Origin of the sequence: Chitinophaga rhizosphaerae, from assembly GCF_003958645.1 — a bacterium.
Classification (GTDB): domain Bacteria; phylum Bacteroidota; class Bacteroidia; order Chitinophagales; family Chitinophagaceae; genus Chitinophaga; species Chitinophaga rhizosphaerae.
Genome location: NZ_RXLO01000001.1, coordinates 683,991 through 701,325, shown reverse-complemented (window position 1 = coordinate 701,325; position 17,335 = coordinate 683,991). Strand labels below are relative to the sequence as shown.

The 17,335-nt window shown below is 54.8% G+C and carries 16 protein-coding genes; 10 read left to right on the top strand and 6 right to left on the bottom strand.

The genetic code is table 11. The features are described from left to right. Positions 1–55 precede the first annotated feature (55 nt). On the top strand, positions 56–1,282 hold the full coding sequence (locus EJ361_RS02780) for a TCR/Tet family MFS transporter (protein ID WP_126243811.1): 1,227 nt from the start codon (positions 56–58) through the stop codon (positions 1,280–1,282). A 2-nt stretch (positions 1,283–1,284) separates the two neighbouring features. On the opposite strand, the gene EJ361_RS02775 is transcribed toward EJ361_RS02780, so the two are convergent. Both EJ361_RS02775 and EJ361_RS02770 read right to left on the bottom strand, forming a co-directional pair. Further along, positions 1,285–1,938, bottom strand: a complete 654-nt coding sequence (locus EJ361_RS02775) for an NADPH-dependent F420 reductase (protein ID WP_126243810.1) — start codon at positions 1,936–1,938, stop codon at positions 1,285–1,287. 46 nt (positions 1,939–1,984) lie between these two features. After that, entirely contained in the window at positions 1,985–2,722 is a 738-nt protein-coding gene (locus EJ361_RS02770) for a menaquinone biosynthetic enzyme MqnA/MqnD family protein (protein WP_126243809.1), read from the bottom strand. A 92-nt stretch (positions 2,723–2,814) separates the two neighbouring features. Between EJ361_RS02770 and purB the strand changes: the two genes are divergently transcribed. Both purB and EJ361_RS02760 read left to right on the top strand, forming a co-directional pair. Continuing rightward, complete coding sequence (gene purB / locus EJ361_RS02765; RefSeq protein WP_240646529.1) at positions 2,815–4,155, top strand: adenylosuccinate lyase; 1,341 nt, start codon at positions 2,815–2,817, stop codon at positions 4,153–4,155. Then, positions 4,155–4,553, top strand: a complete 399-nt coding sequence (locus EJ361_RS02760) for a thiol-disulfide oxidoreductase DCC family protein (protein ID WP_126243808.1) — start codon at positions 4,155–4,157, stop codon at positions 4,551–4,553. Before purB ends, EJ361_RS02760 begins: the two co-directional genes overlap by 1 nt. 147 nt (positions 4,554–4,700) lie before the next feature. Here the strand turns inward: EJ361_RS02760 and EJ361_RS02755 are convergent, their stop codons facing one another. Together EJ361_RS02755 and EJ361_RS02750 are read right to left on the bottom strand one after the other, a co-directional pair. Then, the gene (locus EJ361_RS02755; RefSeq protein ID WP_126243807.1) at positions 4,701–5,564 is read right to left on the bottom strand and encodes an FKBP-type peptidyl-prolyl cis-trans isomerase; all 864 of its coding nucleotides are present in this window, start codon (positions 5,562–5,564) and stop codon (positions 4,701–4,703) included. A gap of 67 nt (positions 5,565–5,631) precedes the next feature. Further along, complete coding sequence (locus EJ361_RS02750) at positions 5,632–6,636, bottom strand: DHH family phosphoesterase (RefSeq protein WP_126243806.1); 1,005 nt, start codon at positions 6,634–6,636, stop codon at positions 5,632–5,634. Positions 6,637–6,818: 182 nt separating this feature from the next. Here EJ361_RS02750 and EJ361_RS02745 point away from each other — a divergent pair, with 182 nt between their 5' ends. Beyond that, positions 6,819–7,235, top strand: coding sequence for a nucleoside-diphosphate kinase (locus EJ361_RS02745; RefSeq protein ID WP_126243805.1), 417 nt, complete (start codon positions 6,819–6,821; stop codon positions 7,233–7,235). 455 nt (positions 7,236–7,690) lie between these two features. Here EJ361_RS02745 and EJ361_RS02740 read toward each other — a convergent pair whose 3' ends face one another. After that, complete coding sequence (locus tag EJ361_RS02740; protein WP_126243804.1) at positions 7,691–11,143, bottom strand: pyruvate carboxylase; 3,453 nt, start codon at positions 11,141–11,143, stop codon at positions 7,691–7,693. A 230-nt stretch (positions 11,144–11,373) separates the two neighbouring features. Here EJ361_RS02740 and EJ361_RS02735 point away from each other — a divergent pair, with 230 nt between their 5' ends. Next, positions 11,374–12,351 carry a site-specific tyrosine recombinase gene (locus EJ361_RS02735; protein ID WP_205686908.1) on the top strand — a complete coding sequence of 326 codons (978 nt, stop codon included), beginning with the start codon at positions 11,374–11,376 and terminating at the stop codon, positions 12,349–12,351. Positions 12,352–12,545: 194 nt separating this feature from the next. Here EJ361_RS02735 and EJ361_RS02730 read toward each other — a convergent pair whose 3' ends face one another. Beyond that, on the bottom strand, positions 12,546–13,433 hold the full coding sequence (locus EJ361_RS02730; RefSeq protein ID WP_126243802.1) for a hypothetical protein: 888 nt from the start codon (positions 13,431–13,433) through the stop codon (positions 12,546–12,548). Between the two features lie 420 nt (positions 13,434–13,853). Here EJ361_RS02730 and EJ361_RS02725 point away from each other — a divergent pair, with 420 nt between their 5' ends. The 5 genes from EJ361_RS02725 to EJ361_RS02705 are packed head-to-tail and all read left to right on the top strand — an operon-like array spanning position 13,854 to position 17,302. Next, positions 13,854–14,249 (top strand): hypothetical protein, encoded by a 396-nt coding sequence (locus EJ361_RS02725; protein WP_126243801.1) that lies wholly within the window; start codon positions 13,854–13,856, stop codon positions 14,247–14,249. Between the two features lie 51 nt (positions 14,250–14,300). Beyond that, positions 14,301–14,945 carry a hypothetical protein gene (locus EJ361_RS02720; protein ID WP_126243800.1) on the top strand — a complete coding sequence of 215 codons (645 nt, stop codon included), beginning with the start codon at positions 14,301–14,303 and terminating at the stop codon, positions 14,943–14,945. Continuing rightward, on the top strand, positions 14,942–15,736 hold the full coding sequence (locus EJ361_RS02715) for a sensor histidine kinase (RefSeq protein WP_164714055.1): 795 nt from the start codon (positions 14,942–14,944) through the stop codon (positions 15,734–15,736). The genes EJ361_RS02720 and EJ361_RS02715 overlap by 4 nt, the downstream gene beginning before the upstream one ends. Before the next feature lie 21 nt (positions 15,737–15,757). Next, complete coding sequence (locus EJ361_RS02710) at positions 15,758–16,417, top strand: response regulator transcription factor (protein ID WP_126243798.1); 660 nt, start codon at positions 15,758–15,760, stop codon at positions 16,415–16,417. A 42-nt stretch (positions 16,418–16,459) separates the two neighbouring features. Beyond that, positions 16,460–17,302, top strand: a complete 843-nt coding sequence (locus EJ361_RS02705; protein ID WP_126243797.1) for a DUF2911 domain-containing protein — start codon at positions 16,460–16,462, stop codon at positions 17,300–17,302. Positions 17,303–17,335: the final 33 nt, after the last annotated feature.

Sequence of the window (17,335 nt, the reverse complement as noted above, 5' to 3'; positions counted from 1 at the left end):
TTAGAGGCCCTTTCGTATCCCGATTCCTGTAGTTTTGCGCAAATTTTACCACATAATGCGGCGATTCTCGGGGCCATTGACCTTCATTTTCATTACGTTACTCATCGACTTTATCGGGTTCGGGATCATCATGCCCGTGGTTCCCAAACTGATCGAACAACTGATCGGCGGCAACGAAAGCGATGCTGCCTGGTATGGCGGATGGCTCACTTTCGCCTATGCCTTCATGCAATTCTTCTTCGCCCCCATCCTGGGCGGGCTTTCGGATAAATACGGCCGCCGGCCGGTACTGCTGCTGTCTATGGCCGGCATGGGCATCGATTACCTGTTCCTGGCCTATGCGCCCAATATTTTCTGGCTGTTCGTAGGCCGGATCTTCATCGGGATCACGGGCGCCAGCATGACCGCCGCTTCCGCCTACATCGCCGACGTCAGCACCCCTGAAAAGCGCGCCCAGAACTTCGGGCTGCTGGGCATGGCCGTGGGCATCGGCTTTATGCTCGGGCCGGTGATCGGCGGGCTGGTGAGTCATACCTGGGGCATCAGGGCGCCTTTCTTCCTGACGGCCGGGCTTTCTTTGCTGAATGCGCTCTACGGTTATTTCATCCTCCCCGAATCGTTGAAGCCCGAGAACCGCAGAGCTTTCGACTGGTCGCGCGCCAACCCCTGGGGCGGGCTGCGGCAGATGAAGCGGTACCGGTACATTTATCCGCTGCTGGGCTCCGTGGTGCTGATTTACACCGCTACGCACGCCATCCAGAGCAATTGGACCTATTATACCATGTTCGTATTTACATGGACGGAAAAGATGGTGGGCTATTCGCTTTCATTCGCGGGATTGATGCTCATCATCGTGCAGGGCGGGCTGATCCGGATCTTGTTGCCGAAGTTGGGCTACCACCGGGCGGTATATATCGGGCTGCTGATTTACGGGGTTTCCTTCCTGCTATTCGCGCTGGCCACGGAGGGCTGGATGATGTTCCCCATCCTGGGCCTGTACGGTTTGGGCGGGATATTCGGCCCCAGCCTGCAAGGGGTGGTTTCCAACCAGGTGCCGGCCAACGAGCAGGGCGAGCTGCAGGGTACGTTTACGAGTTTGATCAGTTTGACGAACATCATCGGGCCGCTGCTGATGACGGGCCTTTTCCATTTCTGCACGCAGGAAGGCGCAACGGTCCATCTCCCCGGCGCGCCCTTTTTCATGGCGGCGACGCTCACCCTGCTGGGCGCTGCGCTGGCTATCCGGGCATTCCGGAAGCATACGAAGGCAGCGGAGCAGTAAGGTTATTTCCGGAGGAGGGCGAAGGCATGGTTCCAGCTGCCATTCCGGAAGCCGTATGCGCACCAGACCACGCACATGGATTCGAGGTGCCGGCTCATAGGGATTTCTCCCACATCCACCACGTCTTTCCAGCCCAGCTGGCCAAGAATGTCGGTCACGGCGAGCTTGGCCAGATCGTCGTTACCGGCGATGAACATGGCCGGGGTGCCGTCTTCGTACGAAGGCGCCACCATCCGGGTGTTGCCGATGGTATTGAGGGCTTTGACGACGTGCGCGTCCTGCAGCCACGACTGTACCTGCTCCCCGCCCGATTTGGCGTGGCCGGTGGCCAGGTGCAGGCGCCCGGCCGCGTCGGGCCCTTTCCCGTCCAGCGGGTTGGTCACGTCGATCACGATCTTTTTCTTGAAATTCCAGATACCGGCCATTTCAATGGCGGCTTTGGTGCCGGTCCACCCCGTGCAAAGCACGATAACTTCCCCGAAGGCGGCGGTTTCCGAGTATGTGCCTGATTGGGCGGCGGGATGGGCCTGGAGCCAATCCCGCAAACCTTCCTTTTGCGTGTGCCGGGTCCCGATCATCACGGCGTGGCCGCGCTCCGAAAAAGCGGCGGCCAGCGTCAGGCCTACGTCGCCGGACCCGAGGATGGCGATCTTCATACCGAACAGATTTGCTTCTATCCTAATTTAAGCAAATCCTGCGGGATTATTGCAGATAGCTTAAAAAACGCGTCAATCCCTGGCGCTTGCTGGGCGTGAGGCGGTAGCTGATGTTTTTGGTGTAATAGACGGTCAGATCGTAGGCGCCATAGGTGTTTTCACCCACCACGGCGGGGATATTGTTGAGGCCGATGGCGTTGGCGTCGTTGAATTGCTGGATGAACTTGATGTCCAACGGTTTGTTGCTGATCCAGGCTGCGAACACGAATGGCAGGCTGGTGAAGCGGATCCAGTGTTCGGCCAGGTCGTAGATGAAAGACGAGATCAGCCGCTGGCTAAGGGCGCGGTCGCCGATAACGAGGGCGGCGTCCGTACCCGTGATAAGGTGTTGGTAATCGCCTGTGGTTTCCACGAACTCCACGTCCAGGCGCCAGTATTCGCGCACGAGCACTTTGAGGAGCGCCACGGAGGTGCGGCTCTGGTAATCGAGATATATTCTTTTGATATCCTGCAGGGGCACTTCGCTGAAGAGGCAGACGGACGCTACCGGGCCTTCCGCGCCGATGCAGAAATCGGAAATTATGTGCGATTCCTTCATTTTCGGGATGATCGCTACCGGAACGAGCCCTACGTCCACCGTTCCTTCCACCAGTTCTCCGGCTATTTTTGCCGGGTAATCCACCGTCAGTTCCATGTTCCGCAGTACCGGGTGTTCCCTGAATCCGTATAATAAAGGCTTCGTATTCAGATAACTCACTGCTGCTACTTTTACTTTCCGTTCCAATTTCTGTAATTTTGAGCCTGCTAAATTAAAGTAATTCCCGTAATTACCTGCTTTGGGATAACCGGGGGCTTTATTGACAGGATAATATTAACATGATGCAATTACAAGCTTTAACTGCTATTTCCCCGGTAGACGGGCGTTACAGAGGTCAGCTCGAAGAACTGGCCCCTTATTTTTCCGAATTTGCGTTGATCCGGTACCGTGTACAGGTGGAGGTGGAATATTTCATCGCCCTGTCCGAACAGAAGCTGTTCACCCTACCCAAAGCCAAGCTTCCCGCCCTGCGCGCCGTTTACCGCGATTTCACCGTGGAGCAGGCCCAGCTGGTGAAAGACACGGAAAAAGTGACGAATCACGACGTAAAGGCGGTGGAATACTTCCTTAAAAACGAACTGAAACGCCTCGGGCTGGAAGATAAACTGGAATGGGTGCATTTCGGCCTCACTTCCCAGGACGTGAACAACACCGCCACGCCCCTGCTCTGGAAAGAAGCCATCGAGCATATATATCTCCCGTCCATCTCCAACCTCATCATCCACCTGAAAAAGCTGGCCAAAGACTGGAAAGCCGTTCCCATGCTCGCCCGCACCCACGGCCAGCCCGCTTCCCCCACCATTCTCGGTAAAGAGATCCAGGTGTTCGTGGAGCGCCTGGAAGGCCAGGTGAAGCTCCTCGGAGAAATCCCCTTCGCCGCCAAGTTCGGCGGAGCCACCGGCAACTTCAACGCCCACCACGTGGCGTTCCCGGCGGTAAACTGGGAGAAATTCGGGAATAAATTCGTGAACAACACCCTCGGTCTGCAACGTATGCAGTTTACCACGCAGATCGAGCATTACGATAATATTGCGGCCCAGTTCGATACGCTGAAACGCGTGAACAACATCCTGGTCGACTTCTCCCGCGATGTGTGGACGTACATTTCGATGGATTACTTCAAGCAGAAGATCAAGAAGAACGAAGTAGGTTCCTCCGCCATGCCGCATAAAGTGAACCCCATCGATTTCGAGAACGCCGAAGGCAACCTGGGCATCGCCAACGCCCTGTTCGAACACCTGGCGGCCAAGCTGCCCATTTCGCGCCTGCAGCGCGATCTGACGGATTCCACTGTTCTCCGCAACATCGGCGTTCCTTTCGCGCATAGCCTCCTGGCGCTGAAGAGCCTCGACAAAGGGCTGAACAAGCTCATCCTCAACGCGGCCAGGCTCCACGAAGACCTGGAGCACAACTGGGCCGTGGTGGCCGAAGCCATCCAGACCGTGCTGCGCCGCGAAAACTATCCCCAGCCTTACGAAGCGCTGAAAGCGCTCACGCGCGGCGGGGAACAGATCACGCAGAAAACGATGCACAAGTTCATCGACGGACTGAAGATCACGGCCGCCCTGAAAAAAGAGCTGAAAGCCATCACGCCGCATAACTATACCGGTATCCACTAATGCACGACAAAGCCGTCATATTGTTCGACGGTGTCTGCCATTTTTGTAATGGCAGCGTGAATTTCGTGATCCGGCGCGACCGGCGCGACCTTTTCCGGTTTGCGCCTTTGCAGTCGGAAGCGGGTCAGTCGCTTTTGCGGACGCATGGGATCGACGCCCTGGAAACGGATTCTTTTGTGCTGATACGCGGAGGGAAATCGTGGGTGAAGAGCTCGGCGGCTTTGCGGGTAGCCCGCGGGCTGGGGTTTCCCTGGAATCTGCTGTGGGTGTTCGTCATTGTTCCGCGGATGCTGCGAGATGCGGTGTACGACTGGATCGCGCGGAACCGCTACCGCTGGTTCGGGAAGATGGATGTTTGTATGGTCCCGGATGCGCGGGTTCGCGGGAAGTTTCTTTGACGTATCATCTATCGAGATAAAAGCCCTGTCTTTTTCGGACAGGGCTTTTTTAATTTTTGCTAACAGGGTGAATTTTGAAACTGCCCTGAAACAGGAAAGCCCGGTGCGATGGCCGGGCTTTCGATATCTGCAATCTATTGCTGTTGCTTATTTGGAAGGAGCCGGAGCTACGGGTGCTGCTGCGGCGGGTTTCACGTCGAGCAGTTCCACGTCGAACACCAGGATGCTGTTCGGCTTGATGAAGGGGCCGGAGCCGTTCAGGCCGTAAGCCAGGGAAGATGGGATAACGAGGGTGGCTTTGGAACCAGCTTTCAGCTGGGCCAGCGCATCGTCCCATCCCGGAATCACGCGGCCTTCGCCTACGTTGAATTTCAGGGGCTCCAGCGGCATGCCGGGGCGCAGGGTGCTGTCGGTATTGGAATCGAACTTGGTACCGTCAAGCAGTTTACCGGTATAGTTCACGCTCACTTCGTCGCCGGCTTTGGCTTGTGCGCCAGTACCAACAACCGTCTCGGCGATGTAGACGCCTTTGGGAGACTTGCGGGTGTTCAGGTTGTTCTTCTTGATGTATTCAGCGATTTCCTTTTCGTCTTTCTGGTTTTGTTTGGCGGAAGAATACTTGGTTTCTACCACGAACGCAACTTTCATTACGTCGCCTTTCTTAGCCATGGGAGGCATTTGCGGCATGGAATCAACAGGCAGCAGGAACACGGCGCTGTCGCCTTCGGTCAGCATAGCGAAACCGTCCATGAGGTCATACTTGTTCTGGGATTTCTGCAGTACCAGCGGCATACCGGTGGGTGCCTGCTCGCGGGACGACATCATGAGGGAGTCGTTCAGGAAAGAGGAGAAGTGAACCACGATGGTATCGCCTTCTTTCAGTTTGTCACCTTTACCTTCTTTAGGAACGATGAACTCGATGCCACCCGGGGTTTTTCTCGGGCCGCTTTTACCGCAGCTGGCCAGAGCAAGACCTCCCAGCGCAACAAGTAACAGATTGTTTGTTTTCATCTTTACGATTGAGTTTATGAAACGTGTGTTGTGGCCGAAACCCTTACCGGGTGCCGTCCGGACTATGTTATTGCAAAATATCTTCGTTTTCGTGCATGGCACGGATGAATCGTTGAACGGTGCGATCGAGCGAATCGGCGCTTCTGCCGCCGGCGGCGTTGAAATGGCCGCCGCCTTCGAAGTATTTCCGGGCGAAGGTGTTGACGTCAAAGTTGCCTTTGGAACGGAAAGACAGCTTCACTTCGGAATTCCGGTCGATGATCAGCGCCGCTAATTTAATGCCTTGGATGGATAAAAGGAAATTTACCAGTCCTTCCGTGTCTCCCGTCTGCAAATCGAACCTTTTCAGGTCGCTGTAGGGGATCGCCATGATGGCGGTATTGGTCTCGTAGAAGACTTCCATACGGTTCAGGAGGCTATGGCCGATGAACCGGAGGCGGTTTTCGAGGAAATTATCGTAAATGGCCTGGTGGATATACTCATGTTCGAGCCCCCGTTCCAGCAAATCCGCCACCATGCGGTGGACCCGGGCGCTGGTAGAAGCGAACCGGAAAGATCCGGTGTCGGTCATGGTGCCGGCGTAAATGCACTGGGCGATGTCGTTATCGATGTAATGCTCGTCGCCCAAGCGGTAGATGATCTCGTACACGAGTTGGGCGGTGGAGGCGGCGGTAGTGTCGCTCACGCCGAAATCGAATACGGGCTGGGGCTCCAGGTGATGGTCTATGATGACTTTCACGCATTGCAGCTTTTCCAGAACCGGTTCCATGTTACGGGTGCGGCTCATGGCGTTGAAATCCAGGCAGAAAAGGATCTCGGTGCCATCGATGGCTTTGAGGGCCTTTTCGTTCTGCGACTCGAAATCCAGCACCTGGTCACATCCGGGCATCCATTTCAGGAAGTCGGGAAAGTTGGTGGGAGAAATAACCGTTACGTCGTGACCCTTACGCCGCAGGTAGTGATACATGGCCAGGGAAGAGCCCATAGCGTCGGCATCCGGTTTTTGATGCATGGTGATGACCACCTTCTTGGGGCTTTCCAGCAGTGGCTTGATATCCTCGATCGGCTTCATTCCTAAAACTATGATTTTTAAAGGTTGCGACTGCCTTGCGGCGTGTTATTTTCGTTTAAGCAAATGAAGTGCGAAGTTCACCAATTGCGCCAGAATTTCAAAATTTTTTACGGGTAAACAAAATGTGATTACTTTTGCGGCGCAAAAAGGCATTTTCTCACGTATAACGACCAATTACCAATATGAGCAACAAAACTTTCACCATGATCAAGCCCGACGCTGTGGCAAACGGGCACATCGGCGGCATTCTGGACAAGATCTGCGCTGCAGGCTTCCGCATTACCGCAATGAAACTGACCCGCCTTTCCGCTGAGAAAGCCGGCGAATTCTACGCTGTGCACAAAGAGCGCCCCTTCTACGGCGAGCTGGTTGAGTTCATGAGCAGCGGCCACATCGTGGCGGCGATCCTCGAAAAAGAGAACGCAGTGGAAGATTTCCGCAAACTGATCGGCGCCACCAACCCGGCCCAGGCTGAGGAAGGCACCATCCGCAAGATCTACGCAGAATCTATCGGCCGTAACGCCGTTCACGGCTCCGATTCCGACGAAAACGCGGCTATCGAAGGTAATTTCTTCTTCTCCGGCCTGGAGAAGTTCTAATCCGGCCCCGGAATAACGAACGAAAGGCGGTACCTCGGTACCGCCTTTTTTTTGAATTCGCGTATTAATACGGTAGGCCGGGATTGCCGGCGGACGTATTTTCGCAGGGCTTTTACTTCCCTTTCCTGTTGACCGACCCGTATTGGACAGGATCACTATATTCCCTCAGTTAGCAGCAGTCCGTATATGAAAGAAGCTCCCGCCAGCCGGCGGGTGCTTTATTTTACGGATAATACATCACTATCGGGAACCCGTGATCACCCCTGCCTTCGGGCCAATGTATGACGATGGCGGTCTGAAAGTCGCTCGACCTGCCCCCGGAAGCGCGGGAAAGCCGGCCTGTAAAAACACCTCCGTTCGTCGATGCAGCGATCTGTCCTGTTGAAGCGACGGGTCGTGGCGACAAAAAAGGCCCCCGGTTCCCGGGAGGCCTATAACCAATCTTAAAATCAAAATTATTCGAGTTCCACCACCAGGTCGTCTTGCTGTACCATGGTGCCTTCGCGCAGAAGGACGGATTTCACTTTAGATTCGCGTGTGGCCGTCACCGTTGTTTCCATTTTCATGGCTTCGATGATGAACAGCGGGGTGTTGGCGCCGATGGAGTCGCCGGTTTTCACCAGAATTTTCGACAGTTTGCCCTGCAGCGGCGCGCCTACTTCCTGTTCGGTGTTGCTGACCTTTTTGTTGGCGGGCACTTCGCTCTTCACGGAGCGGTCTCGCACCTGCACGCGGCGGGCGTAACCGTTCAGTTCGAATACTACGGTGCGCATGCCGCTTTCGTCGGCCGGCAGTACGTAGAGCAGTTTTACGATGATGGTCTTGCCTTTGCCCAGCGTGATGAGGATTTCCTCACCCAGTTTCAGCCCGTAGAAGAAAGCCGGTGTGGGGATGGCTTCCACGTTGCCGTATACCTGTGCATGCTGATAGTATTCTTCGAATACTTTCGGGAACATGTGATAGCTGAGGTAATCGAGGAATTCGGCGAGGGGATATTTCAGCTGGAAAGCGGCAAAGTCCTTATCGAAGTCGACCGGTGCAAGATGTGCGTTGGGTTTACCTTTCAGGGGCTCCTGCCCTTTCAGCACGATCTTTTGCATTTTCTCGGGGAAGCCCTGGTAAGGCTGCCCGATCTCGCCCTTGAAGAAGCCCTGAACGCTGGCGGGGAACGCCAGGTTGCGGGATTCGTCGAGCACATCGGCGGCGGTAAGGCCGTTGGCGGTCATGAACAGTGCCATATCGCCTACTACTTTGGAGCTAGGGGTCACTTTCACGATGTCGCCGAACAGGTCGTTCACCACGGCGTAATTGTGCTTGATGGTCTCCAGTTTGTCGCCCAGCCCGAGGGATTCGGCCTGCTGGCGGAGGTTGGAGTATTGGCCGCCGGGGATTTCGTTTTCGTAGACCTGTGCGGTACCGGCTTTCATATCCGATTCGAAGGGATAATAGTATTCGCGGACGTCTTCCCAGTAGTTGCTGTATTCGTTGAGGGACGGCAGGTTCATGAACTGGCTTCTCTCGTGGCCTTCGAGGATGGCGGCCATGGCGTTGAGGTTGGGCTGCGAGGTGAGCCCGCTCAGGGAGGCGATGGCGCAATCCACGGCGTTAACGCCGGCTTCGATGGCTTTCAGGTAAGTGGCGGCCTGAACGGAGGCGGTGTCGTGGGTATGGAGTACGATCGGGAGTTTCACCGCGTCTTTCAGGGCGCCAACGAGCACGGTGGCGGCCTGTGGCTTGAGGAGACCGGCCATGTCCTTGATGCAGAGCATGTGAGCGCCGGCGTCTTCGAGGTGTTTGGCGAGGGAAACGTAATAATCGAGCGTATATTTTTTATTGTCCTTGTGCAGTATATCGCCGGTGTAGCTGATGGCGGCCTGTGCCAGGGAGGTCGTATTGTTGCGTACGAACCCGATGGAGGGCGTCATGGCGTCGATATCGTTGAGGGAATCGAAGATGCGGAAGATGTCGATCCCGTTTTCCGCCGCTTTTTCGATGAATTTGGCGATGAGGTTTTCCGGGTAAGCGGAATACCCCACTGCGTTGGAGCCCCTGAACAGCATCTGGAGCAGCACGTTGGGCATGGCGTGGCGAATGAGCTGGAGCCTCCGCCAGGGGCATTCGTGCAGGAAGCGCATGGCCACGTCGAAGGTAGCGCCGCCCCAGACTTCCATGGAGAAGATTTGCGGGTTGTTGCGGGCATACCCTTCCGCCACGGCGAGGATATCGTTGGTGCGCACGCGGGTGGCCAGCAGGCTCTGGTGCGCATCGCGGTAAGTGGTGTCGGTGAAATAGACCGGCTTTTCGTTGCGGAGCCATTTGGAGAATTCCTCGCGGCCCATGGTCAGCAACTTGTTGCGTGTGCCCTCGGGCACCGGCGCCAGGGGGTCGAAGGATGGCACGTGCGGTACCCGGAACTTGCGGCCATCATGCTTGCCTTTGACGTCTACATGCCCGTTTACCGTCACGTCTGCCAGGTACATGAGCGTTTTCGTGGCGCGGTCGCGGATGGGCGACAGTTTGAAAAGCTCGGGGTGCTGGTCGATAAAGCCAACCGTACAGTTTCCTTTGCGGAAAATATCGTGGGTAATTACATTTTCGAGGAAGCGGATATTGGTTTTCACGCCGCGGATGCGGAATTCCTTCAGCGTGCGGTGCAGCCTGCCGGCGGCGCCGGAAAGCGTGCGGCCCGATGCCGTTACTTTCACGAGCATGGAATCGAAGAAAGGCGAAATCTTCACGCCGGAATAGGCACTGCCCTCGTCGAGCCGGATACCGAAGCCGCCGGCGTTGCGATAGGCGATCACGGTGCCGTAATCGGGGGTGAAATTGTTTTCGGGGTCTTCCGTGGTTACGCGGCACTGGATGGCGAAACCGTTGAGGCGCACGTCGTCCTGGCTTTTGAGGAAGATCTCGGGGTCAGACAGTTGATGGCCTTTGGCGATGAGGATCTGGGAGCGCACGATGTCGATCCCGGTCACTTCTTCCGTCACCGTATGTTCCACCTGAATGCGGGGGTTCACTTCGATGAAGTAGACCTTGTTCTGCCGGTCTACAAGGAATTCTACGGTGCCTACGTTATTATATTTCACTTCGCGTGCGAGCGCGAGGGCATATTTATATACTTCTTCGCGGGTTTCCACGGGGAGGTTCGGCGAGGGCGCGATCTCCACTACTTTCTGGAAACGGCGCTGCACGGAGCAATCGCGCTCATAGAGGTGCACGATGTTGCCGTAATTGTCGCCCATCAGCTGCACTTCGATGTGCTTGGGTTCTTCGATGAACTTTTCGATGAAGATGGTGTCGTCCCCGAAAGCTTTGCCGGCTTCGCTGCGGGCTTCGAGGAATGAACGTTCCAGCTGGTTTTCGTCGCGCACCACGCGCATGCCGCGCCCGCCGCCTCCGGCCGCAGCCTTGAGGATGATGGGGAGGCCTATGCGAAGGGCTTCCTTTCTCACGGTTTCTACGTTATCCAGCTTCACCTGGCTGTCTTCGATCAGGGGCACTTTCACGCGGCGCGCCAATGTTTTGGCGGCAACCTTGTCGCCCAATTGGGCCATCACTTCCGGATCGGGCCCTACGAAAATGATCCCTTCCTCGCGGCAACGGCGGGCGAAGGTCACATTTTCACTGAGGAAGCCGTATCCGGGATGGATGGCGTCCACCCCCTGGCTCTTCGCCATGTGGATGATCGCTTCCACGTCGAGGTAAGGCTTCAGCGGATCGTCGTCCTTCCCGATCTGGTAGGCTTCGTCAGCCTTGTAACGGTGGAGGGAGTATCGGTCTTCATAAGTAAAGATCGCTACGGTTCTGATCCGTAATTCCGATGCTGCCCTTAAAATCCGAACGGCGATCTCGCCGCGGTTGGCCACTAACAGCTTGTGTATCCTTTTGAGCGATGAATCAGACATAACTGTGGTATTCAGACAATCAATTTAACATTAATGCTAAAATTCAGCGGGTATAAAAGTAGTAAAAGAATGTATTTTTTCTTTGTTTATTTCTAAACATTCAAACGAATTTGTTGAATTTTTTCAAACAAGGGCAGGTTTAGAACCGTTTTATCCAATACTAACGCTTGCATGATTAAAATTGTTAATGCAAGTAAATAGTTTCGGGGCATTGCGGTATTTTTACTTTTATGTGGGAAGCATCGATCAACGGGTTTAAGGTCCATTTGCGGATGGAGCGTTCTTTATCGGCGCATACGATAGAGGCGTATGAGCGGGATGTGAAGATCCTGACGCGGTACCTCCTGCAGGCCGGCAAACCTGTTGGACCGGCATCCGTTTCGCTGGCAGAGCTGGAGGGGTGCGTGCGCTGGGTGGCGGAACTGGGGATGACGGCCAGCAGCCAGGCGCGGATGATCTCCGGGATCCGGACGTTTTTCCGGTACCTGTTGCTGGAAGATATGATCCCGCACGATCCTTCGCAGTTGCTGGAGGCGCCCAAAACGCCCCGCAAGCTGCCCGATTTCCTCAGTGTGGAGGAGATCGACGCCATGATCGCCCGGGTGCCGGAGCATGTGGGGTACAAAAAAGACCCGAAGACGGGCGAATACAAGTTAGACCCGGAAACTGGGCAGAAAATCCCCAACGACGCGCACCTCGTGCAGCGCAACATCGCCCTGCTGGAAACGATGTACGCCTGTGGCCTGCGGGTGAGCGAGGCGGTGGGGCTCCGGCTTTCGCAGCTGTATTTCCAGGAGGGATTTATCCGGGTGACGGGGAAGGGCGACAAGGAGCGGCTGATCCCCATCGGTGATTCTACGGTCGAGCACATTAATATATATAGGAAGGACTTCCGGAGCAGGATCGATATCGCCCGGGGGCATGAAGACATATTGTTCCTGAACCGCCGGGGAAGAGGCCTTACGCGGGTGATGGTGTTCCTCATCATCAAGGAGCTGGCCGTTTTGGCGAACATCAAAAAGAATATTTCGCCCCATACTTTCCGGCATTCCTTCGCCACGCACCTGGTGGAAGCCGGGGCCGACCTGGTGTCTGTCCAGGAAATGCTGGGCCACGAAAGCATAACCACTACCGAGATCTATACCCATCTCAACCGCGAATACCTCCGCGATATGCTCGTGCAGTTCCATCCGGCATTCAACCGGTAATGTTTCTCAAACTTGTTTGTGATAATAAATAGCTGCGAGGGTTATGGCAACGCCCGGCGGTCCTGGGACCAGACCGGGTTTGGAGCTATAGGGACTTGTCTATGATGTCAGAAAGGGAAAGAACAGCTACCTTTGGCGGCTTGGCTGAATGCAGGTAGCTGTTGTCGTATTTGGGGCTTTCCATCATGGTCAGATTAGTACATTACATATTTGTCCTTATTCTGACTGCGGACTTTCCCGGAGATGAATCCATTGATCCATCCGGAGAAGGAGCCGGTTTTTCGGGGTTGGGTTGCAGGCCTGGCGTTCAGGTTCTGCCGTGAGCAGTGGGCGATCCGCCGCCGGCCGGGTTGCCGGGCTATTGAACCGTCTTCTTCGAGCACGGTCTGGCCGCGGTCGAAGACTTTGAAGTAGACGTCGGGCGAGTCGGAAATCCCATATCTGCCTTCGCGGATGATCTGCATCATGCGGCTTCCGGTGAGCATTTCGCGGGAGAAGTAGAGTTGATACCTTCCCAGCTCGTTGGTATAGCCGCGGCCCAGCAGTTTATCGTTGAGGGCGTTATAGGCTTCGACCCTTACGGTCCGCAGGGCTTCACCGGTGTCTGCATGGCGGACGGTCCCGGCTACGGCCCATGCGCCGAAGTCTCGACGGATGTTAGACCATTTTGCGGCAGGCACCACGTACGCGAATGCGGCGAGGAACTTGTCGCGGTCTCTTTTCCAATGGGGCACGAAGGTGCTCAGATGGTACTGTGCACTTCCTTCTCTTGCGTTGCGTGCGCCGGGCACGCTGTTGAGTGTTATGTCGAGTTCCAGCGGTTCGGTGAACAGGTGGCTCTCGTCCCACGACAGGCAGAAGTTCCCTTTGCCGTCGAGGTCGGCTTCGGCGAGGAGGCGGTCTGCCTTGGCCCTCACCTGGGTGCCGGGGATCTGTCGCAGATCTTTGAAGATACCGCGGGCCAGAACATCGGGGTCGTGCGGGCCTTCGGGCAGGTAAATCCTGATGCGCGCGTCGGCCAGGGGTTCCATGCACTCCTCACAGATCAACGCAGAGATGTTGCCGATCAATAGGTAACTCATGGCGATTCACTTTGGGCTTTACATTTTGGGGTACGCTGTGTTACATCCGGTTTTGGGGCACCGGGAGCCCTCTGCATACTAACGAAACAAACTATGGTAGAAAGGCCTTTGATTGCGCTGTCTACATGGTCATTTTCCACCGTACAAAGGTTGAGCGTTTTCGGGCCTTAATCAAGCGAACTATCACGGGAAATACCGAATGCGTACTTCTACGCATTTTTACGCGTGGATTACGTAAAATCCCCTTCGCCAGGGCCCTCCCCCATGCTGCCAAATCCGCAGTGGCGGCAATTATACCTGATTTTCAATACGCATGACAGCCATGGCAGGCGTTTTCAGCAACAGTTTGAGGATTGGGATTTTGTGATAATTTTACCGGCAACTTTTTTTTCATTATTACTAACTCCTAAATGAAACACCATGTCAAAGTTTAAGAAAGACACGGGGATTTTCATCCCCTTGGCGCATGCCGCCAAACTCACGAAAAACTACCGGGTAGATCAGCTGGACCGCAAAAAGCACAAGGATCCCGTCATGTCCCAGTTCTTCGGGATCGATAAACTGAACGAACTGCTTTCGCAGGAAGGCGCGATCGGTCTTCGCATTTATTACGGGCTGGACGTGGACGGAGACGGTAAGGTGGACAAGCATTTCGTGCTCACTGCCACGGATGCCGATGGTGAAGATATCCTGCCGGCCCAGACCCGGAGCGTCGGGAAGAAAGCTTCCGCCAATACCGGAGCCCTGATCACCGACGGATTCTGCCCCTTCGACTGCCCCAAAGTAGCGAACCCCCTGAATTCTGACATCGAGTAAATCAAGGATAAAGTCTATTACGTGCCGCTGCATCACTACATTTTTTATTTCATGATGGGGATCGAAGTCCTGCTTCTGATCCCCTTCACTTTAAACTACAGGCTGTTCGATAAGGACCAACGTATCATGTACGTGTACGCCATTTATTCTGCCGTACTGAGCGTTGGGGCCGAAATGCTGGCCCGTATTTTCAGACATAACCTGGCATGGCATGCCGTCATGTTCCTGATAGGGTTTTACATCCTTTCCTGGTTCTATATTAAAGTCCTCAAAAAGCCCCATACCAAAAAAATCATTCGCGGCCTCATACCCGCTATCACCGTCCTTTTCGTGGTCGATTTCTTCTGGATCAGCGGCCCCAGCGGCTTCAGTTCCATCTTCGTGTCGGTCCGCACCTTCGTGCTCATCGTCTACGGCATCCTGTTCTTCATGCAGCTCGTCCGCGACAACACCCTCATCGAACGTTCCATCTACATCACCTCCATACCTGAATTCTGGTTCAATTCCGGCATTTTCGTTTACCAGTGCTGTAACTTCATCCTTTACCTGTCTTTCAACTTCCTGCTCAACGACGAGCCCGGCCCGGAAATCATCAATCTTTTCCGGATCACCCAGGGCCTCGGATGGATCGCCGGCATCATTCAGGTAATAGTTTTTTATATTGGGCTCTTAAAAATCAAACGAGCGAGATCATGAACACGCTGCAATTAATTCTGGCGGGTACGATCGTTATGATGAGCCTCGGTATTTTCGTGGTCATCATGGTGGTGTTGCAACAAAAGCAGGTGGTACAGTACAAACTCATCCTCAAGGATAAAGACCTCCAGCTGCAGAAGGAACGCCTCGTAGCGGTGCTCCAGGGCCAGGAAATCGAACGGAAAAGAATAGCCGAAGACCTGCACGACGAAGTCGGTGCCCAGCTCTCCGTGCTCAAGCTTAGCCTCAATTCCCTCCAGCAGCTCGCCGGAAACGGGGAAAAGGAACGGATCAAGGAAACGAAGGAATTCACAGACACCATCATCCAGCAACTCCGCTTCATCTCCCAAAGCCTCCACCCCACCACGCTGGAAAACCTGGGGCTCAGCCATGCGCTCGACTCCTTCGCCAGCCTCATGAACAAAAACCGGCAGATCGCCATCCAGTTCCGGACAGACGGGAGCACTTTCCCCGTAGACCGCGAAAAAGCCCTCAACGTTTACCGCGTTGTCCAGGAACTGATGAATAATATCCTCAAACACGCCGAAGCCCGGCAGGTCCTCATCACCTATCAAAGCACCCCGCAAACGCTCACCATCCGCGTGGAAGACGACGGAAACGAGCAACTCATCGAGAATCTGGCCGCCTCGCGGCAGAAAACCGGGCACCTGGGACTAAAAAATATCGAAAGCCGCTTGAATATTATCGGCGGAAACATCACATTTGTAAAAAATTCACCCAAAGGCACAAGCGCCGAGATCAGGGTGGAGAATTATCAGCCCATAGCATAGCTATATCTTTAAACTTTCAGTATGCTGCTGCCTATTAAGGTCGCAATCGCAGACGACCACAAGATTTTCCGGAGCGGAGTCATCCAAACCCTCACGCCGTACGAAAACATCAACGTCGTTTTTGAAGCGGAGGACGGTGAACATTTACTGCAAATCATGCAGGACCAGCTGCCAGACGTGATCCTTATGGACCTGAAAATGCCCAAAATGGACGGCATCCAGGCTACCATCAAGGTCCGCGAGAAGTATCCGCAGGTCAAGATCATCATCCTCACCATGTATGAAGACGACAACTTTATTGTCCATCTCGTAGAGAATGGCGCCAATGCCTATTTGCTCAAAAACAGTGAACCGGAAGAAATTTACGAAGCGATCTGCACCACTTACGAAAAAGGGTTTTACTTTAACGAAAATGTGAACCTGGCCCTTCTGAAGAAGGTCCTCCATAAAAACAAGCAACAGTTCAAGCCCACGTTCAAGAACGAAGTACAGCTCACCGACCGTGAGCTGGAAGTGCTGAAGCTCATTTGCAGTGAACAGACGACCCAGGAGATTTCCGAACAGATTTTTCTCAGTCCGCGGACGGTCGAAGGCCTCCGGCAAAAACTCCTCGAAAAACTCGGGGTGAAAAACACCGTCGGCCTCGTGTTATACGCCTTCCGGAACGGGCTGGTCGAATAATGGCAGAAATACACAATTATCCATAACAACAACAAAATCAATATGAAACAACTATCCGCGTTCCTCACTGCCGCCGCGATCGGAGTGATGACCGTTACCGCCCAGGCGCAGGTGAAACTGCCCGCCCCTAGCCCTGCCCAGACCATCAAACAGGACTTCGCCCTGTCTTCCGTGGAAGTTTCCTACTCCCGTCCGGCCATGAAAGGCCGTACCATCATGGGAGACCTGGTGCCTTACGGCAAGATCTGGCGCATGGGGGCCAACGCAGCCACCCGCGTTAAATTCGGAGAAGACGTGAAGCTCAACGGCAAACCCGTGCCCGCAGGCGAATACGTGCTTTATGCCATTCCCAACCGCAACAGCTGGGAAATCATCGTCAACAAAGGCCTCAAAAACTGGGGGATCGACGGGTATAACCCCGCAGAAGACGTCGTGCGCTTCACTGCAGACGTTACCGAAATGCCCTTCTCCGTCGAATCGTTCCTGATCACCTTCGGTGACGTGGCGCCCAGCTCCATGACCATGATGATCCTGTGGGACAGGACGATGGTGCCCATCCAGGTTACGGCCGACATCGACGGCAAGATCATGGCGTCTATCGAAGAAGGCATGAAAAGCGACAAGAAGCCCTACTTCCAGGCCGCCATGTACTACTTCGAATCCGGCCGCGACGTGAACCAGGCCATCAAGTGGATGGACCAGGCCCTGGCTGAGCCCGCTAATGCCAAAGCCTTCTGGATGTTCTATCAGAAAGCCCGCATGCAGGCAAAAGCCGGCGACAAATCCGGCGCCAAAGCCACTGCCGCCAAATCCACCGAGCTGGCGAAAGCTGCCAACAACGCCGACTACGTAGCCCTCAACGAAAAGCTGATCGCTACCCTGTAACCGGAAAAGTGATCGTAAAAAAAGAGGATGGTC